General features: G+C 51.0%; 17 protein-coding genes and 2 tRNA genes. 14 read left to right on the plus strand and 5 right to left on the minus strand.

Features of this window, described 5'->3' with window-relative positions:
- Positions 1–76 precede the first annotated feature (76 nt).
- Positions 77–763: an esterase gene (locus tag OES20_17070; GenBank protein ID MDH3636412.1), complete on the minus strand. Its 687-nt coding sequence runs from the start codon at positions 761–763 to the stop codon at positions 77–79.
- Positions 764–974: 211 nt separating this feature from the next.
- Between OES20_17070 and OES20_17075 the strand changes: the two genes are divergently transcribed.
- From OES20_17075 to OES20_17135, 13 genes are all read left to right on the plus strand, one after another.
- Positions 975–1,232 (plus strand): DUF4212 domain-containing protein, encoded by a 258-nt coding sequence (locus OES20_17075; protein MDH3636413.1) that lies wholly within the window; start codon positions 975–977, stop codon positions 1,230–1,232.
- Between the two features lie 3 nt (positions 1,233–1,235).
- Complete coding sequence (locus tag OES20_17080) at positions 1,236–3,068, plus strand: cation acetate symporter (GenBank protein MDH3636414.1); 1,833 nt, start codon at positions 1,236–1,238, stop codon at positions 3,066–3,068.
- Positions 3,069–3,373: 305 nt separating this feature from the next.
- Entirely contained in the window at positions 3,374–3,733 is a 360-nt protein-coding gene (locus OES20_17085) for a hypothetical protein (GenBank protein MDH3636415.1), read from the plus strand.
- A 56-nt stretch (positions 3,734–3,789) separates the two neighbouring features.
- A tRNA-Val gene (locus OES20_17090) sits at positions 3,790–3,866 on the plus strand.
- 50 nt (positions 3,867–3,916) lie between these two features.
- A complete protein-coding gene (thrS, locus tag OES20_17095) occupies positions 3,917–5,815 on the plus strand; it encodes a threonine--tRNA ligase (GenBank protein ID MDH3636416.1) in 1,899 nt (632 codons plus the stop codon).
- A gap of 57 nt (positions 5,816–5,872) precedes the next feature.
- The gene (infC, locus tag OES20_17100) at positions 5,873–6,391 is read left to right on the plus strand and encodes a translation initiation factor IF-3 (GenBank protein MDH3636417.1); all 519 of its coding nucleotides are present in this window, start codon (positions 5,873–5,875) and stop codon (positions 6,389–6,391) included.
- A gap of 90 nt (positions 6,392–6,481) precedes the next feature.
- Positions 6,482–6,679 (plus strand): 50S ribosomal protein L35, encoded by a 198-nt coding sequence (gene rpmI, locus OES20_17105; protein ID MDH3636418.1) that lies wholly within the window; start codon positions 6,482–6,484, stop codon positions 6,677–6,679.
- 12 nt (positions 6,680–6,691) lie between these two features.
- Complete coding sequence (gene rplT, locus OES20_17110) at positions 6,692–7,054, plus strand: 50S ribosomal protein L20 (protein ID MDH3636419.1); 363 nt, start codon at positions 6,692–6,694, stop codon at positions 7,052–7,054.
- Between the two features lie 56 nt (positions 7,055–7,110).
- The gene (gene pheS, locus OES20_17115; GenBank protein MDH3636420.1) at positions 7,111–8,133 is read left to right on the plus strand and encodes a phenylalanine--tRNA ligase subunit alpha; all 1,023 of its coding nucleotides are present in this window, start codon (positions 7,111–7,113) and stop codon (positions 8,131–8,133) included.
- A 12-nt stretch (positions 8,134–8,145) separates the two neighbouring features.
- Entirely contained in the window at positions 8,146–10,518 is a 2,373-nt protein-coding gene (gene pheT, locus OES20_17120) for a phenylalanine--tRNA ligase subunit beta (GenBank protein ID MDH3636421.1), read from the plus strand.
- A complete protein-coding gene (locus OES20_17125) occupies positions 10,518–10,820 on the plus strand; it encodes an integration host factor subunit alpha (protein ID MDH3636422.1) in 303 nt (100 codons plus the stop codon). Before pheT ends, OES20_17125 begins: the two co-directional genes overlap by 1 nt.
- Entirely contained in the window at positions 10,798–11,154 is a 357-nt protein-coding gene (locus OES20_17130; GenBank protein MDH3636423.1) for a MerR family transcriptional regulator, read from the plus strand. Before OES20_17125 ends, OES20_17130 begins: the two co-directional genes overlap by 23 nt.
- Positions 11,155–11,181: 27 nt before the next feature.
- Positions 11,182–11,258: transfer RNA gene (locus OES20_17135), tRNA-Pro, on the plus strand.
- 802 nt (positions 11,259–12,060) lie between these two features.
- Here OES20_17135 and OES20_17140 read toward each other — a convergent pair.
- On the minus strand, positions 12,061–13,218 hold the full coding sequence (locus OES20_17140; GenBank protein ID MDH3636424.1) for a helix-turn-helix transcriptional regulator: 1,158 nt from the start codon (positions 13,216–13,218) through the stop codon (positions 12,061–12,063).
- Between the two features lie 452 nt (positions 13,219–13,670).
- Here OES20_17140 and OES20_17145 point away from each other — a divergent pair, with 452 nt between their 5' ends.
- Positions 13,671–14,111: an acyl-CoA thioesterase gene (locus tag OES20_17145; protein ID MDH3636425.1), complete on the plus strand. Its 441-nt coding sequence runs from the start codon at positions 13,671–13,673 to the stop codon at positions 14,109–14,111.
- Positions 14,112–14,179: 68 nt separating this feature from the next.
- On the opposite strand, the gene OES20_17150 is transcribed toward OES20_17145, so the two are convergent.
- From OES20_17150 to OES20_17160, 3 genes are all read right to left on the minus strand, one after another.
- On the minus strand, positions 14,180–14,551 hold the full coding sequence (locus tag OES20_17150; protein MDH3636426.1) for a hypothetical protein: 372 nt from the start codon (positions 14,549–14,551) through the stop codon (positions 14,180–14,182).
- Between the two features lie 47 nt (positions 14,552–14,598).
- Positions 14,599–15,645, minus strand: a complete 1,047-nt coding sequence (locus OES20_17155; GenBank protein MDH3636427.1) for a hypothetical protein — start codon at positions 15,643–15,645, stop codon at positions 14,599–14,601.
- A gap of 531 nt (positions 15,646–16,176) precedes the next feature.
- The coding region (locus OES20_17160; protein ID MDH3636428.1) for a VCBS domain-containing protein at positions 16,177–19,398 on the minus strand (3,222 nt) is incomplete at its 5' end.

Raw genomic sequence — 19,398 nt, forward strand, 5'->3', positions numbered from 1 at the left:
CGGAAAACTTCGATAGCGAAGGCACTCAGAAAACCAGCCTTTCGCATTCAATGCAACAGGCCCTGGCGGGCTTGCGCTAAAGTTCCGCGGCGCGCAAAGTTTCGACCAGCGTCTTGCAGTCGAGCAGCTTGCGTAAGCTGCGGCGTATTTCGATCCAGCGATATCGAATCGAATTTTTTACGATGGATTCGTCGAGCTCTTTTAACTCATCGGCAATGGGTGCCCAGTAAAATAATGCCTCGGGGCTCTGGCTGAAAACGGTATCGTCGTCGCGTTCCAGTTTCCAGTCGCAGGTGACAATGCGTTGAACAACCTTTTCCGTGGCAGCGTCAAAATCTGGGCCGGCTTCCTCGGGCGCACCGATTTCGTCAAGCACCTGTTCAAGCGCCGCTTGCATCAACTCCTTTAGATCGGACTCGTCAATCTCTCCTGACTGGTACAGGTGGTGACCGGTGAAGACGGTAAGGTCCGAAAGACAGGCCAGCCAGATATGCCACTTGGCGATATTGATTGACGTCAGAATATCAGGATTTTCGAACATTTCCGGGAAACGGGTACCGGCGCGGGTGCGTAGGTATCCGTATAAAGATGTCTGTGCCACATGGCTCGCACGCGTGTTGAGGAAAGACGAGAGTGAATCTCTGTCTGTTACGAGTTCAGCTTTCCTGTGTTTGCCGATGCCGACATAGTCACCTACCATCTGCCAGTAGCTGCGGGTAAAAAGGGGCTTGACAAGGGTTTTGACGGTCTCGAGCGATTTCAATGAATTTGATCTAATTTGTTACCAAATGTAACAGCATTTTGCTTAAGCTAGAAAAATTTGCACCAAATTGGCGTAACTAAGCGCTAATACTAGGGTTTTTGTCTGGCAAATACCATGATTTCTGGGCATATTAGGCTGGCGTTAAAAAAATAAAGCGTACGCACAACCAAACGCTGACGTAGTTTAACCTGATTAAAATTAGGGGGACATGATGGATACATCGAAACGAGTTGAGCATTGGCGCAGAACAAAGTCGCTGATGATCGTTACGCTCACTATCTGGTTTATCTTCTCTTTTGTCGTTCACTGGTTCGCTTCAAGCCTCAACGCGGTAACATTTTTTGGATGGCCTTTGGGCTTCTACATGGCCGCCCAGGGTTCTGAAGTCGTATTCGTGATCACGTTGTTCTGGTTCGTCAAGGCCCAGGATAGAATCGACCGCGACTGCGGCTTAGCAGAGGAGGATTAGACCATGGCTCAGAAAATGGCTGGCAGCACTTTTATAGAAAATCTGCCGAAAATATATGGCCTGTATACCGGGGGTTTCCTGGTATTCGTGCTTCTCATGGCAATCCTGGAACAGATGGGCGTCGGTGCTGATACCATCGGTATCCTCTTTGTTGCCTTTACCATCGTGATCTATGCCGGTATCGGCTTCCTGTCGAGGACCATGGCGGTTGACGCCTATTATGTGGCCGGGCGACAGGTTCCCGCAGTATTCAACGGTATGGCGACGGCCGCAGACTGGATGTCAGGTGCCTCGTTCGTGGCGATGGCTGGTGGCATCTACTTCGGTGGACACGGTTATCTCGCTTTCGTTGTCGGCTGGACCGGGGGTTACATCCTGGTTGCGTCGCTGATGGCTCCCTACCTGCGCAAGTTTGGCTGCTATACCGTGCCGGACTTTATCGGTACCCGCTACGGCGGTAACCTGCCGCGCTTCCTGGGTGTTGTCGTACTGGCGGTGGCGTCGTTTACCTACGTAACCGCGCAGATAAACGCAACCGGTACGATCGCTGCGCGAGCGCTGCAGATTCCATTTGAAGTCGGCGTGTGGTTTGGCCTGCTGGGTATCCTGCTGTGCTCGATGCTGGGTGGTATGCGTGCGGTTACCTGGACCCAGGTGGCCCAGTACATCGTGCTGATTATCGCTTACCTGGTACCGGTATTCTGGATGTCGAACAAGCAGGGTTTCGGACTGATCCCGCAATTCGTTTACGGTGATGCGGTAGCCCGTATTACCGAGCTCGAAGCCTTGCATGGTCTCGGAACCCTGGACGCCGTTGCCGGCGCCAAGGGTGGGCTCAAAGCGCTGTCGGTTCCGTTTGCCACTGCCGGTGATTCCGCTATGGCAAGCTGGAAATTCGTCACGCTAGTGGCCTGTATGATGCTGGGTACCGCATCGCTACCGCATATCCTGATGCGCTACTTTACCACGCCGTCGGTACGTGCTGCGCGCCAGTCGGTGGCATGGTCGCTGATGTTCATCTTCCTGCTGTACTTCACCGCACCCGCACTTGCGACTTTCACCAAGCTGCAGATTCTCGATCCTGAACTTGCCACCGGTATTATCGGCAAGTCTATCGCCGATGTGCAGGCACTCGAGTGGATCCAGAAATGGAGTAACGTGGGTTTTGCGCAAATCATCGATGCCAATAGCGACGGCATACTGCAACTCAACGAGTTCTTTATGCGTGGCGATATCGTGGTGCTGGCGACGCCAGAAATCGCCGGTCTGCCTTATGTCATCTCCGGCCTTGTGGCCGCTGGTGGTATGGCCGCCGCGATGTCAACCGCAGATGGCCTGCTGCTCGCAATCGCAAATGCCCTGTCGCACGATCTTTACTACAAGATCATCGACCCCGAAGCCGAAACCCGTAAGCGTCTGCTGGTGGCACGCGGACTGTTACTCGCTATCGGTGCCGCGGGTGCATTCGTTGCGAGTCTCAAGCTAACCAGTATTCTGGGGGCGGTAGCCTGGGCATTTGACTTCGCCTGCTCGGGTCTATTCTTCCCGATCGTACTGGGTATCTGGTGGAAACGAGCGAACCGCCAGGGTGCAATCGCGGGTATGGCTGGTGGCTTCCTCGCTGGTACCTGGTATCTGTACCAGGTGCGTTTCGGCGGCATGGATCCATGGATTGGTATCGACCACCTGCGTTTTGGAATTATCGGAATGCCCGTCAGCCTGATACTGATGATCGTGGTATCGCTGATGACCCCGGAACCGGATGCCGAAACCCAGGCGATGGTAGACGAAATTCGAGTACCGTCAGGAGAAACTGTACTCGGTTCTTCACACTAATAATAAAGCAGTACCTTGTTGAAAGCCGGGGTCCGCCCCGGCTTTTTTTATTTGTGGCGCGCTGAGTGTCGCAATAGCTGCGTTGTAAGTTTGCTCGAAGCGCTTATTTTCGTTAAGTAAACTGCACGCTATCTCGCAAACTTACGCCTTGCTCTTGCAACGCTCAGCGCGCCACAGAAAGCAGGTAGCTTATTAGGAAGACAGTTTATTTAATTCATTGATTCCTTTAAGAACATGTCTGATTTTTTGTGGGAATTAAGTAAACTGTCACCGTATTTCCTTATGTTTTTTGGTGGAGTGTTTTTATGATGGTTGGGGGATTTCCGATCTGGGTAGTCATCTTCGATTACCTGCTGGGTGTCGTCATGTGGACGCTGATCGGACGTTTCGCGATGGGCATCTTTTTGCCGGAAGACAGTACGTTCTTTTTCATGAAGTTTTTCGTCAAGTCCACCAACCCGATTATTAAATTATTCAAGTGGATAACACCGTCATTCCTGATTCAACCGTTCGTACCGCTTTACGTGGCCTGGTTTTTCTTCATGGCCCGTTTTTACCTGATGCCATGGTTGCTCGGTTACTCGGTCATGGGCATGCTGTCATTCCCGCTTGAAAGCGAGTTTGCGCGCGGCGTTTCCAACCTGGTCGGATTCTTTGCCAAATAGCCTGTAGGCTATTGTTTATTCAGCCCTATTTCGTATAATCGCGTGCCTGATTTCATAGTCGCGTAGCTCAGTTGGTTAGAGCACCACCTTGACATGGTGGGGGTCGGTGGTTCGAATCCACTCGCGACTACCAGATTTTTATATCAAGTGGCCTTTGGTAGGGGTCACCACTGGAGAGAAGACATGCCCCAGATAACGCTTCCGGACGGTTCCCAACGCGATTTTGATCAATCGGTATCGGTAATGGATATTGCCAACGATATCGGTCCCGGACTCGCGCGCGTAACGCTTGCGGGCAAGGTCGACGGCGAACTGGTCGATGCGGCCTTCATGATCGAGAAGGATGCCAGTGTCGCGATTGTTACGAACCGCGATGCCGAGGCACTCGAATTACTGCGTCACGATGCTGCTCATGTAATGGCCCAGGCCGTACAGGAACTTTTTCCGGGCACCCAGGTGACGATCGGTCCTGCGATCGAAGACGGGTTTTATTACGATTTTGCACGGCAGGAACCCTTTACGCCCGACGACCTGGTCGAGATCGAAAAGCGCATGCACGAAATTGTCAAACGCGACCTGCCGATCGAGCGTGAAGTTATGGATCGTGAAACCGCCAAGCAGACCTTCGCTGACCTTGAGGAAGACTATAAGGTTGAAATTATCGAAGAAATCATTCCCGAAGGTGAAGAGGTTTCGATTTACCGCCAGGGTGAATGGTTCGACGTTTGCCGGGGGCCGCACCTGCCTTCGACCGGCAAACTCGGTGATGGTTTCAAGGTGATGAAGGTTGCCGGTGCCTACTGGCGCGGCGATTCGAGAAACGAAATGCTGCAGCGGATCTACGGCACCGCCTGGCCCGACAAGAAGCAGCTCAAGGCTTACCTGCACCGACTCGAGGAAGCCGAGAAGCGTGATCATCGCAAACTGGGACGCCAGCTCGAGCTGTTCCACCTGCATGAAGAAGCCCCCGGTTCGGTGTTCTGGCACCCCAGGGGCTGGACGCTGTTCAATCTGCTGATTAACTATATGCGCAAGCGCCAGGAAGAGGCCGGCTACATCGAAGTCAACACGCCGGACGTGATGGATCGCAGCCTGTGGGAAACTTCGGGGCACTGGGAAAATTACCGCGAGCATATGTTTTCGACGCAAACCGAGGATGAGCGGGTATTTGCGTTAAAACCGATGAATTGCCCGGGATCCGTATTGATGTTCGCACAGGGTTTGAAAAGCTACCGTGACTTGCCATTACGCATGGCTGAATTTGGCAAGGTGCACCGCTACGAGCCGTCCGGTGCCTTGCATGGTTTATTGCGGGTACGCCACTTCACCCAGGATGACGCACATATTTATTGCACTGAAGAACAGATGGAGCAGGAATGTATCGATGTCATTGCGCTGGTGCTCGATATCTACAAGGATTTCGGTTTCGAAGATGTCGTGATCAAGTTTTCAGATCGGCCCGAAAACCGGATCGGCTCGGATGAAGTCTGGGACAAGCTGGAGAGTGCGCTGACCAATGCCCTGGACAGTATGCAGCTCGAGTACCAGGTGTTTCCGGGCGAGGGCGCTTTTTACGGTCCCAAGCTCGAATTTGTGCTGCGTGATGCGATCGGGCGCGACTGGCAATGTGGCACCTTGCAGGTCGATATGAACCTGCCTGAACGCTTTGATATTTCTTACGTTGCCGAGGATGGTAATCGACATCGGCCGGTTATGTTACACCGCGCTTTGTTCGGTTCGCTGGAGCGATTTTTCGGAATTCTGGTTGAACATTACGAGGGTAAATTCCCCGCCTGGCTGGCGCCGGTTCAGGCCGTGGTGATGAATATTACCGACAAACAGGCACCTTATGCCGAAAAAGTTGAAAAAATGCTTAAAAATCAGGGAATCAGGGCCATTTCCGACTTGAGAAACGAAAAAGTCGGGTTTAAAATTCGCGAGCACACTTTGCAGCGTATTCCGTACCTGCTCGTGGTCGGTGATCGCGAGGTGGATGAAGAGCGCGTTGCGGTGCGTGGCCTGGGTGGTGAAGACCTGGGTTCATTAGCCATCGACAATTTTGTCGAACTGGTACGACAGTAATCCGGTTGTAAGACCGGATTAATTTTTTCGGGTAATATTGCTGATGGAGAATCCCAAATCGCAGACAACAAACAGAGCCGTTTAAACGAAGAGATAACCGCGCCGGAAATTCGGCTTATTGGTGAAGACGGCGAACAAAAGGGTATAGTTTCTTTGGAAGAGGCTCAGCAGATGGCGTTAGACGCCAGTGTAGATCTCGTAGAGCTGGTACCGGATGCCGAACCGCCGGTTTGTCGATTGATGGATTATGGCAAGTTCAGGTTCCAGCAAAAGAAAAAATTGCATGATCAGCGCAAAAAGCAGCGCCAGGTGCACATCAAGGAAATTAAGTTTCGACCCGGTACCGAAGAAGGTGATTACCAGGTCAAGCTGAGAAAACTGACCGAGTTTATTGAAATCGGTGATCGGGTCAAAGTGACAGTTCGTTTCCGCGGTCGGGAAATGGCGCACATGGAACTCGGCACTCAACTACTCCAGCGAGTAGAAGAGGACACCAAAGAATTTACGACTGTGGATCAATATCCGCAGTCGGAAGGACGCCAGATGACGATGTTGCTGGTGCCGAAAAAACGCTAGCAGCTCTATTATTAGCGGGCTAGCCACTTCCCGAAGACGCGTCTCCGGCGTCCAGGGACTATTAACGTAAACATTAAACGGGAGTTTAAGATGCCAAAGATGAAATCAGTCAGTGGCGCTGCCAAGCGTTTCAAGCGAAATGCGGCAGGCGGCTACAAGCGCAAGCAATCGCACTTGCGTCATATCCTCACCAAGAAATCGAGCAAGCGTAAACGCCAACTGGGCGAGAAGCTTGATGTCCATGCAAATGACGTGCAGTTAGTGCGTCGCATGCTGCCATATTCGTAGGGGGATTAAATCATGCCAAGAGTTAAAAGAGGCGTTACCGCACATGCCCGTCACAAGAAGGTTCTGGGCAAGGCCAAAGGCTATCGTGGTGCACGCAGTAAAGTATTTCGCGTCGCCAAGCAGGCTGTCACCAAGGCAGGACAATATGCATACCGCGACCGGCGTCAGCGCAAGCGCCAATTCCGAGCGCTCTGGATTGCACGTATCAACGCCGGGGCACGCGAAAACGGGATGTCTTACAGCGTATTCATGAACGGGCTGAAAAAAGCCTCGATTGAAATCGATCGCAAGGTGCTTTCAGATATTGCCATTTTCGATAAACCCGCCTTTACCGCACTGGTTGAAAAAGCCAGGGCTGGCCTGGAAGCCGCGTAAAGTTCAAGTTATCAACGGCAGGGTAAACCCTGTCGTTGAAAACATTGGCCGGATAAATGTCTCTAGATCTTAAAGCCCTGCTGGAGCAGGCTTCTCGCTCGATCAGCCAGTCTGACGACATGGCCGCGATCGATGCCGTGCGGGTCGCCTACCTGGGCAAGAAAGGCGAATTGACGGCGCAGTTGAAGAATCTCGGTCAGTTACCCGCCGCGGACAGGCCCGCCGCGGGCCAGGCGATAAACGAGGTCAAGCTCCAGATCCAGGAATTGCTGGAATCGCGCAAGGCGGCGTTGAGTAATGCCGAAATAGCGTCGCGTCTGCAAATTGAAACAATTGATATTTCATTGCCGGGTAGAAGAAACAGTACCGGTGGGTTGCACCCGGTCACGTCGACGATGAATCGTATCGACAAAATGTTTGGCAAGCTCGGTTTCGATATTGCCGAGGGCCCCGAAGTTGAAGACGACTTTCACAACTTCGAGGCGCTCAATATACATGCGCATCATCCCGCGCGGGCGATGCACGATACCTTTTATTTCGACAATGGTATGTTGCTGCGCACGCATACCTCGCCGGTACAAATTCGGGTTATGCAAAATCAGGAGCCACCTTACCGGGTCATCGCGCCGGGCCGGGTGTATCGTTGCGACTCGGACTTAACGCACACCCCGATGTTTCACCAGGTCGAAGGCCTGCTAGTCGACGAAAACGTATCTTTCGCCGATCTGAAAGGAACCCTGGAGGAATTTCTCAAGCTTTTCTTCGAGCAGGATGACCTGAAGACCCGCTTCAGACCGTCTTACTTTCCTTTCACCGAGCCTTCGATGGAAGTCGATATCAGTTGCGTTATGTGTTCCGGTAGCGGTTGCCGGGTTTGCGGCCATACCGGCTGGCTGGAAATATTGGGTTGTGGCATGGTGCATCCCGAAGTGTTCCGTCATACCGGAGTCGATAGCGAAAAATATACGGGCTACGCTTTCGGTTTGGGAGTAGAGCGCATGGCCATGCTGCGTTACGGGGTCAATGACTTGCGCTTGTTCTTCGATAATGATCTGCGATTCCTGCAGCAATTCGCGTAGTCGGGTATCGCAATGAGGCTAAGCGAAAACTGGTTACGCGAATGGGTTAGTCCACCGATCGATAGTGACGCCCTGGTTGCGCAATTGACCATGGCGGGGCTCGAAGTAGAAAGTATTGCTTCAGCTGCGCCGGAACTCGACAATGTTGTCGTGGCTGAAGTTATTGCGCTCGAACAACATCCCGATGCCGATAAGCTCAGCGTATGCAAGGTTAGCGATGGCAGCGATACCTGGCAGGTTGTTTGTGGTGCCAGCAACGTCCGTGTCGATTTAAAAGTGGCGCTGGCGCGGGTGGGCGCGGTATTGCCGGGAATCAAAATTAAAAAGGCCAGGCTGCGTGGGGTCGAATCGCAGGGCATGATTTGTTCAGCTGCGGAATTACAACTCGAGGAATCATCCGAAGGTATTATGGAATTACCCGATGATGCAACACCGGGTGCCCCGATCGTCGAATACCTTTCCCTCGATGACAATATTATCGATATCGATTTGACCCCGAATCGAGGCGATTGTCTGAGTATTGCCGGGATTGCGCGAGAAGTATCCGCACTCAATAAAATGCCATTGAATGCACCGAATATAGAAATGGTAGCCGCTGAAATCGATGACAGCTTTTCGGTTGAACTGGAAGCCCCGGAACACTGCCCGCGTTATGTTGGTCGTGTGATTCGAGACATCAATCCGCAGGCGCAAACTCCGCTGTGGATGCAGGAAAAACTGCGTCGCTGCGGGCATCGTCCGATCAGCCCAGTAGTCGATGTTACCAACTACGTCATGACGGAACTCGGGCAGCCGATGCACGGTTTCGATTTCGATAAGCTCAAGGGCGGGATCAAGGTGCGCCTGGCCCAGGTGGGGGAAAAAGTCGCCTTGCTTGATCAAAGCGAAGTTGAATGCCGCGACGATACGTTGCTGATTGCGGATCATCACCAGGGGGTAGCGCTGGCAGGTATTATGGGCGGGCTCGATAGTTCCGTACAATCAGATACCCGCAACATATTTCTCGAGGCCGCGCATTTCACGTTAATCAAACTTGCAGGAAAGGCGCGAAGTTTTGGCATGCACACCGATGCATCGCATCATTTTGAGCGCGGAGTCGATGCCCAGTTACCCTTGCAGGCAATGGAGCGTGCCACCGGGTTATTACTCGATATCGTTGGTGGTAAAGCTGGTCCGGTGATCGACGCGGTCGCCGAGGCGCATTTACCGGGCACCCCAAAAGTTGAGCTACGTTACGAACGTGTGAACCGACTGCTGGGAATTGAAGTGGACCGGGATGAGATCAGCGATATGCTGCTGCGCTTAAACATGCAGGTCAAAGAAACCAATCTCGGCTGGGAGGTAATTCCGCCAAGCTATCGCTTTGATATTGAAATTGAAGCTGACCTGATCGAAGAGATCGGCCGGCTAATCGGTTACAACAATATTCCCGGCAGTCGCGATGCTGTGCTTTCCGAGATGGACAGCTTTACCGAACGAAAGGTCGACGTTAACCGTATCCGTGAGGTTTTGGCTGACCAGGGGTATTACGAGGCCATCACCTATTCCTTTGTTTCATCGGAGCTACAGGATGTACTCGACCCGGGGCAGCAGACGCTGCCGTTGTCGAATCCTATTTCGGCGGATATGTCGGTCATGCGTACCCGCTTGTTGCCAGGCCTGATCCAGGCCTTGCAACACAACCTCAATCGCCAGCAGACGCGCGTGCGGGTATTCGAGACCGGCCTGTGCTTTATCCCCACCAAAGACGGTCTTGAACAGACTCCCCACATCGCAGCCGTTATAACCGGGGGACGTCAAGCGGAGGGGATATACGCGCGGGGCGAGGACGTTGATTTCTATGATATCAAGGGTGACCTCGAGTCGATATTAAATCTTTCCGCTCAGAATGAGCTGACTTATATACGTTCGAATAACCCGATCTTGCATCCCGGACAGGCGGCCGACTTGATAATACGCGGTGACCCCGGTGGTTTTGTCGGCAGCTTGCATCCCGAGGTGTTGAAAAAACTCGATATAAGCCAATCCGTATTTGTATTCGAAATTAAACTTTCAGCGATACTGACGGCAAAATTGCCGAATTTCGTTGAAATGTCACGATTTCCTTCGATCAGGCGCGATATATCAATTACCGTTGATAAAAATCTACCCGTTTGTGACCTGATCGACAGCATTTATGCGATAAAAAATGAAATATTGCAGGAAGTATTTGTATTTGACGTCTATACTGGAAAAGAAGTGAGAAATAATCGAAAAAGTGTCGCTTTGGGCTTGATTTTACAGGACTTTTCACGCACTCTTCTTGACGAGGATGTGGATAAATTTGTTGCTAAAGTCCTCGCACAACTAAAAGAACGTTTCAACGCTGAATTGAGGGAGAGCTGATGTCATTGACCAAGGCTGATATGGCCGAAATGCTATTTGAAGAACTTGGTCTCAATAAGAGAGAAGCTAAGGAAATAGTCGAGCAATTTTTCGAAGAAGTAAAAGTAGCCCTTGAAACCGGCCACCAGGTCAAGTTGTCTGGCTTTGGAAATTTTTTAACCCGGTCAAAGGCTGAAAGGCCCGGACGCAATCCGAAGACTGGCGAAGAAATTCCCATCTCTGCCAGGAAAGTGGTTACTTTTCGGCCCGGGCAAAAATTAAAAATAAGGGTAGAAGCGTATGCTGGAAGCGAGCAACAATAACGAATTACCGGTAATACCAGGTAAGCGTTACTTCACCATTGGTGAAGTTGCTGAGCTTTGCGACGTCAAACCCCATGTATTACGCTACTGGGAGCAGGAATTCCCCCAGCTAAAGCCGGTTAAACGCCGCGGCAACCGGAGATACTACCAACGTCACGATGTATTGCTGATACGCCAGATACGCGGTCTGCTATACGACGAGGGCTTTACCATTGGCGGTGCCCGCCAGCGCCTCGAAGGCGAGGGTGCAAAAGACGATGTCAGTCAAAGCCAGCAAATCATCCGCCAGACCCTGATCGAACTCGAAGAACTTCTGACCTTGCTAAAACGCTAAATCTAGCGTCAAATACCACTTTATAAACGGGGCGTAGCGCAGCCTGGTAGCGTACCTGCATGGGGTGCAGGTGGTCGGAGGTTCAAATCCTCTCGCCCCGACCAAATTCAAAGTCAAAAATAAGGCCTCTTACCGCAAGTTTGAGGCCTTATTTTTGACTTTGAATTTGGTCGGGAGAATGGAACCGAACCCGAGGTTCACAAAATGGCAGGGACTGCCGGTTTGCACAGCGCACATAGTGCGCTGCCCCGAAGGGGTGCGCGCCATGGATGGCGCGCATGAAATCCTCTCGCCTTGGGATGATAGGCGTGAAAGATCCTCACTTGCGTGGGGATGAACTTAAAGTTGAGATGGGCACTTCGAAACCTCTCGCTCCACTAATGAATTTCAAGATCATCAGATTTCCTGGAAACGCTAAACCGTGTGGATTGGCAATTAATTGAGCAGTGATCCGATTCTAAAATGAGCTCTTACTATTCAAATATACTCATTTCAAAGGGCGAAACATTTATCCACAGTAACTTTACCGATAAACAATATATGGTATCGAATGCGGCTCAAGAACACTAGATATAGTGGTTATCTGGATAAACCTGAGAATAAACGGTACAATTCAATGCGTCATTATTCATGATCTTTGCGGGAATTGTACTATTTATTATTTAATAGACAGTTAACGGATCTCCTATTTTGACCAAACAACAGCAAGAGCAAGAGCATTTTCAGCGTCTCGGCCTTCTGCTTGCATTCGGTAGCGGTATCCTGATCTGGACCATTATTATCCTGTTTTTTTATAGTATCGTTCAGTAACAGCTCCGTATCGCAACTAGAGTCGTCCACCTGCTGACGCAGGCCGGAGCCCATCCTTTTATATTGTTTTCAACGAACGGTCTTGTAAAAAGGCCGTCAGGTCGTGGCCGAGCGCCTTCTCTGCGCAAACGGGCCGGTCAGTAACAGCTTGATCAGTTCGCTTTGGCGCGATACGCCGGTTTTGCGAAACACTGATTTCAACTGGGATCGGATCGTATGCGCACTGTGGTGGGACTGATTGGCGATCTGATCGATGCTGTGACCGTTAGCGAGACTGATTGCAACCTGGGCTTCCGATGGTGTCAGGTTATATACGCTCACCAGGTTGTCGACCGATATTGGTTGCTGCAGGTTAGGGTCACTTAAAAACACTGCAACCTTTGCCCCCTCGTAATCGAGATCCGAAGTAATCAGCTGCGCGTGCATCGGTGTAACCAGGATTGGCAGGGGAGCCTCGACGTCCGGGTGAGTAATGCCGATGGCAACGCTTTGTTTCCACGAATCATCGGGATCGATCGCTGCGGTATCGATAATCGTCTTGCGCAGATTTTTTTCATCTTCCGGGTTGATCAGAAATAAATTCCCTTCCTGTAACTCCAGTGCCGGGTGCGTTTCAATAATCGCTTTTGCTGTCGGATTGATATACACGGGTTGACCGTTACGGTCGTAAAGGATGAGACCGATAACCAGTCGGTCGAGACCTTTCAGCAAGGCATCTTGTCTGAGCCGTAAATGCGTGAATTCGGAGTGTATCTTCAGGGCGCGGCTCATGTGCGGCAGTATTTCATCGATTACCCGCATGTCACCATCGCTCCATTCCCCAACGCTTTTTTTACGCAGTATCACGATTCCGGCCTTGTGGGTCTTGGTATCGACAACCTGGGCACCACCCACATAATAAATGCCGTTGGGTTTCATCCAGGATTGGTAAAGTGCGGAATCGATTGGCATAACGCCTTTGCTGCCCGGATGAAACTGAATGCACCTCAGGTCTTCCGAAGAACCGGTTCCACTCTTCGCAAACATACCATCCAACGAATCGCATTGATCGCCAAAACTGATGCGTTGATCCTCGGGCAGCCCGTACTGTGCGATACTGCTTGCAACTTCCATTTCTTTGTTAATGTAATACAGGCAAGCGGCGTTTGAGCGCGTCAATTTCGTGACCATGGCCACCACGTAATCCCAGTGCGATGCGTCAATGGTTGCTTCGTAAATCTCGGATACGATATGGGATGAACGCCTGCGATCCATATATTACCTATCCCTTTATTTAACTCGTTCCATTAAGGAGTTTTATTTTATAGTAATTTATCGCCTTATAGTAACTTATAGCCTTATTTACCCCATATGGGTTAAATAACCCAAAGTGATTTTGTGTGGCAGCGCACGTTTTAGCTAGATATTTGATTTTAGGCGCTCTATCGGGGCGTACCGTGCATGGGATTGCTTCAGATTATGGAAATCACGCGTTGGATCGATGAGTTCAGTGATTGAACGACCCTTGCAGGAGTTGTTGTGGAAAAAAACGCTTCAAACCGACAGGCTGAACGCGATCCACATAAACACAAACAACATTAGGAATGTATTGGATTGTATAACCGCTTACACTTTAATAAAAACGGATTCGGTACTGAATTTAATTGATTATATTTTCAGAGTCGGGTCATTAGCTGTATTGATCGGGTAACGATCGGGAAGTTCAGATGCCAACAAAGCAGGAACCGAATCGGCGGGGCACCTACCGGCAGTTTCTAACCATCACCTCGCGCTGGATGGATAACGACGTTTATGGCCATATCAACAATGTCCAGTACTACAGTTATTTTGATACGGCGGTGAATCGGTTTTTAATCGACCAGGGAGTGCTCGATATCCACCAGGGCGACGTGATCGGTCTCGTGGTTGAAACGCATTGTAATTTTTTCGCCAGTGCCGCGTTTCCCGAGGATATCGAGGTAGGTATCCGGATTGCTCACCTCGGCCTCAGTTCGGTACGCTATGAAATCGGGCTGTTTGTAAAGGATCGTGAACCAGCGATTGCACAGGGCCATTTCGTGCATGTCTACGTGGACCGCGACAATCAAAAACCAGTGGATATTCCAGATAATCTACGCTCGGTTCTGTCTAAGATCGCATCAGACTAGTACATGCAAGTTGATGCCCAACCTGGCGAGAACCGATCCCTGGTTAGTAATGCGGTAATCGATAGTTATCACGATGATTCGATTTTGACCCAGTCGGCAATATTTTCGTTTTCACGGCTATGCATAACCTCAACTTTACGTCCTGCTTCGCAATCGTCGATGCTCGCTTCGATATTGGTTTTTTTCTTTTTTGAGCGATCAAGCCACATTCGAGTCGATGGGGAAATAGTAATTTCTTTTTCGCCGGTACTGGTTTGCATCACAAAGCTATTAGTCTGCCTGTTTACGACAGTGATTTTACCGATGTAGCTGTACTTGTTTGAAATGCCGGGTGACATTCCAATTGGAATAAACTGTTCGGCGCTTTGTTGGGCGTAACTCAAAGACGGCCCCCAAAAAGTGATCGTCAAGAGCAACGTTACAGTCGAGATTTTGCTCATATTTAAAGCTCTCATTAGATAACCTCCATTATCGATATCGACGGAATCTATTCCGACAGATTATTTCGCGCTTCAATATGCGCCGAAATCGCATCCTTGACATACTGGTTTCGATCCTTTGTCTTTGAAGCGGATATCGCTTTTTGGACCAAAGCAAGCGCTGTCTCCAGGCTGATCACTGCTTCGGGGTGCAGGCCCCCACCGCTTAATACCTGCAGGGCATCATCGGTTTCGGAAATCGCGCGTTCCAACAATGGTTTGCTGTGCTCGATATCATCATCTGATTCTTCCGAGGCGCGCTCGAGTAAATCAATGCTGCTGCGTATATTTTCCAACGCGTTAATAACCCGCAAAAATGCAGCAACGGCTACGACCTGGGTCGCGTCTAAATTAATTGCACTGCCAGTTGCATTAACCAGCAATTGACCTGCAGGAGAATTGGTAAACGCATCTCCATTATAAAATGCGACCGAGCCTTCGATTGTTTCCACCGAGTTATTATGAAAAAACGGTCCTGTGTCTGCTGCTTCGACCAGTGTCGGTGTATTAAATTCGCCGTTTCCTGGAGATCCGAAACCATCATCCGGCGGTACCCGTTGATCGGTAAGCCTGGCAGGCTGATCGGGTAGATCCTCCACACCCGTGTTGAAGTTCAAATTACCGGCACCGGCCCCGAAAATAGCAGGATCTCCGTTAGCACCGGCATTGAAGTGGCATGCGTTACACTTCCCCAAACCGTTATCCATGAAAATTTCCTGACCCCTCGCGGCGACGATACCTTTTAATCCAAGGGGAAGCTCTAATTCTACCTGTCGACCGAGAGATAACTGAAAAGCCTCAAGCGCATCGAGCTCATCATCCGTGGGAAGCCGGAAGTCTACCCCGACAATTCTGTCGGTCGTTTTAGTGAAATGTTGAATCACGGCGCCGACTGCAAAAGATCGCAACGAACCATCGCCGGGTGCGCCGTCACCAGACCACCCCGTGCGAGGCCCGTCACGGCTATCGATCGAGGTTTTCTGGGCTAGCGTATGCGGGACACCACGCATATTGAAATCACCTTCCAGATCAGCAAAACCATCTTGATTTTCCAATATCAGCGCGAACCCTCGCATTAAAACCGGGTTTTCAAAGTTTTCGGCAAGATCCGAGTTCGTTTCGGCGACAAACAGCGGATCGCTGGGATCCAGGGTTGCTATAAATGAAGGGGTCAGCCCGAAATTGTCTGTTGGTCGATGGCAAGTAGCGCAGGTACGCCCGTTTCCGGAAAAAGTTTCGTTGAGGAATATTTGTTCACCGATTTCCTCCAAAGTAGGAGGTGGCGGATCTTCACAGCCCGATATGAGTAGTGTTATTGAAGCGAGAAAGAAAGTGATGGCGGTATTAAACCGACCAGATGATAGGTGGTGGCCTGATCGAATCATCTCTGTACTCCATTCCTAAGTACTAAGCAGCAGAGATCATAATCGTCTAGAAATTAAAATCCACTATTATTCCCTGGAGAATGGCATTGTGAGAATCATTTCTCCTTGTAAAGTTTCAAAAATTCAACAAATTGAATAGTTTTCAGTTTTTCTGAATGGATAAGGCCGTCCCTGGCCCTATAATAGATAGCGGTAATTTATCTATTCATTGACTATCAGGTTACCGTCATTGAGCAGGTTGTTGAGGATATCTGCATCGGTCAGTGTTCCACCGGCCGTTAAGTCGACACCACTTAGCACAATTTGCTGTGAAGTCTCGAATGTTCCAGTGTCACCGTCGACGTCGATGTTGATTATGGTAGCGCCGGCGGCACCGTCATAACTGAAATTTAGGAATCCGTCCAGTGAACCCAGGTCTTCCCCCTGCAACATGTCGGAAAGGTCGAGTACGTCGCCACCGACACCCGCGGTGAAATCGGCAATGGTATCGACGGCGGGCGTGCCAACCGTACCTTCATCACCGGATTCGAGCGCGAAGATATCGATGCCGTCACCGCCAATGAGGCTGTCATCACCGCTGCCACCGATCAGAATATCCGCTCCGGCTCCGCCATTAAGCTTGTCTGATCCAGCTCCGCCCGATATCCAGTCGTCATTGTCGGCGCCAAAAATTATGTCGTCGCCCGCGTTACCGGAAATGCTATCGGTAAGATTACTTCCTAATATACTGGTGCCCTCTAGACCGTCGGCGAAGGACCCAGAAATTTCAATGTCATAGGTGGTGACGAATGTCTGGTCATCCGCTGCTTGAGTAACCGCAAAGTTGGTCGCTAAGTTCAGATCTACCCGGGTATCTTCCTCGACTGCATAGACTGATAATTCAAAGCTATCGGACGAAACCGGTGCCTCCAGAATGATGGAAACCTCGGCCGTACCCGACGCATCGATTGTTGGATCTGCCTCGATACGAACATAGGTTCCCGCCGTCAGGCCATAGTTATTGCCAGCCGCGAGAGTGACGAGGGAGGTATTGGGCTGACCTGTCGGAAAAGTGAGGCCATCGGACATGGCTGCATCAGGCAGGTGCACGAGGAAATAGTGGATCTCCTCGGCGAGGTTATTAGTGCCGAAATTGGCGCTTAGATTGTAAGTAAACTCGGCGCCGGGCTCGAGATTGTTTGGACGCGGGCCTACGGCCAACGATTCGAAACCATCGCCCTGCAATTCGTTCACGGCGGTTGAAACCAGCAGGCTTACTGTCCCGGTGTTGATATCGATTTCGTAGATCTCTCCAGTTGCGCGGTCAAGTGCCCACAGGTTACCGTTCGGCCCAGGTGACATACCCTGTATATCGAGGTTTTGCCCGATTTCAAACAATTGGGTATTGGTGATGTTACCCGGGTCCGACAGATCGAACGAATGCAGGTAGGTCTTGTTGGTACTAGTGACGAGCCCGAGGAACTCGGCAGTTTCTTGATAAAAATCGAATGCGCCGGTTTTTTCGCCGAGATCGCCGAACTCGGTGACTTCTCCAGTTGCTTTATCGATGCTGTAGAGAATCGATGAGTTGCCCTCAACATTAGTGTAATACAAGGTGTCACCGGGACCGATTGTTCCTCCCATCGAGCCGCTATTTATGTCGAGGAGGTCGTTATTCGGCCCACTCAGTTCTAAATATTCGCGGACTACAGCGCTGCCACCATTTTGCGCGATATATGCCTCGTCCTTGCTGAAGGCGAAAAGACCGGGATGTTGTCCGGTTCCCATACCGTACAGGTAGTCGGTCGCGGGGTCATAGGTAAGTCCCTCGATGTCGAGTTCCTGGACTTTGAGGGTCCCGAAGTCGATAAAGCCATCGCCGTCACCGTCCTTGTTTATACTGACTGTGGGGGCATCTACGCCAAGCGTGTTGAGCAGTGCAGAATCGATGCCGGTCTCGGATACATTTCCGGAGCCATCCGTATGGGTTGCATGGACCGTAATCGTGCTTCCTTCTACCGGCGCCCCAAACGTAGTGGTTATGTTTCCACTCGAAATATCGGCGGATGTTAAAACCAGCGCCGTCGTAGTCGTTCCATCCGTGATGGTGATGACATCACCGGCTAACGCGGACGACGGTATACCGATAGCCACATTAAGATCGCCTGCCAGTTCGGTTGCCGAAATAATCCTATTGTTGTTGCTATCTTCGGTGATGGTTACCGAAGGAGCATTGCTTGGTACGTGATCGATCAACGCTGAAGCGATACCGCTCGGCGTAGTATTTCCCGAAGCATCGGTCAGGCTAGCTGATGCAGTGAAATTGCTGCCTGCGCCGGTTGGATGAAAGGTAACGCTGACGCTGCCATTAGTGATGTCGGCAGCTGTTAGTACTATTTGCACGGTCTCACCTTCAGCCACAACCGTTAACGTATCCCCGGCAGCCGCAGAGGCGGGTAAACCTATCGTAGTATCCAGTTCGATTGACTGCGCCAGTCCTATCTTCGTTATATCCCCGGTTACCATGTCGAGTTGCCAGAGAAACGCACTTCCGGTGGCCTTGTCTTCTGCGACCGAGTAGGCATAACCATTGTTGCCAAGCGAAGCGCTTACTAGAGTCGGATTTTCTGCGACTGCATCCACTTCGACACCGAAGCTCGCATTTGTCGAGGCACCCTGGCTGTCAGTTACAGTATAGGTAAAGTCTTCAACACCCAGGACGTCGGCCGAGGCAGGGGTATAGACAAAGCTGCCATCAGAACTAACCGTCAATTCCCCATTCGTGGTCGTAATCGTTACGCTACCACTCGCTGGAACGGAATAACTGTTACTGCCAAAGCCGATTTCCGTGACCGACAGGCTGTCGCCATCCGGGTCAATGTCGTTGATTAGTAGGCCGCTTGTGCTATTGACAGTTAAGGTCGTGTTGTCTGCGACCACGTAATAATCGTCGGTTACCGTTGGGGCATCATTGGCGCCGGTGATGGTAATGGCCTGGGTCGCAGTCGTACCATCATCGGAGGTAAAGGTAATGGTATCGACCAGGGTCTCGCCGGCTGCAAGGGCATTGACAACAGGATCACCGTTATCGAGGGTGTAGGTCCAGTTCCCACTGCCATCGACAGTCACGGTGCCGTAAGTCGCAACACTGCTCACCAGCGTGCCTTCACCGTTGTCGACATCGCTGATCGCGATCATGCCCGAAGCGGTCTGGTTGGCCAAATCATCTTCAGTGACCGCGGTATCGACTGGGGATACCGTAATGGTGGCCGCATCGTTCGTCCCGGTGATGGTGATGGCCTGGGTCGCAGTTGTACCATCATCGGAAGTAAAGGTAATGGTATCGACCAGGGTCTCGCCATCGGCGAGGGCCTGGACGGTGGCATTGGCGTTGTTCAGGGTATAAGTCCAGTTACCCCCGCTCTCGGTGACCGAACCATAAGT

It is taken from the genome of Gammaproteobacteria bacterium (genome assembly GCA_029862005.1).
GTDB lineage: Bacteria > Pseudomonadota > Gammaproteobacteria.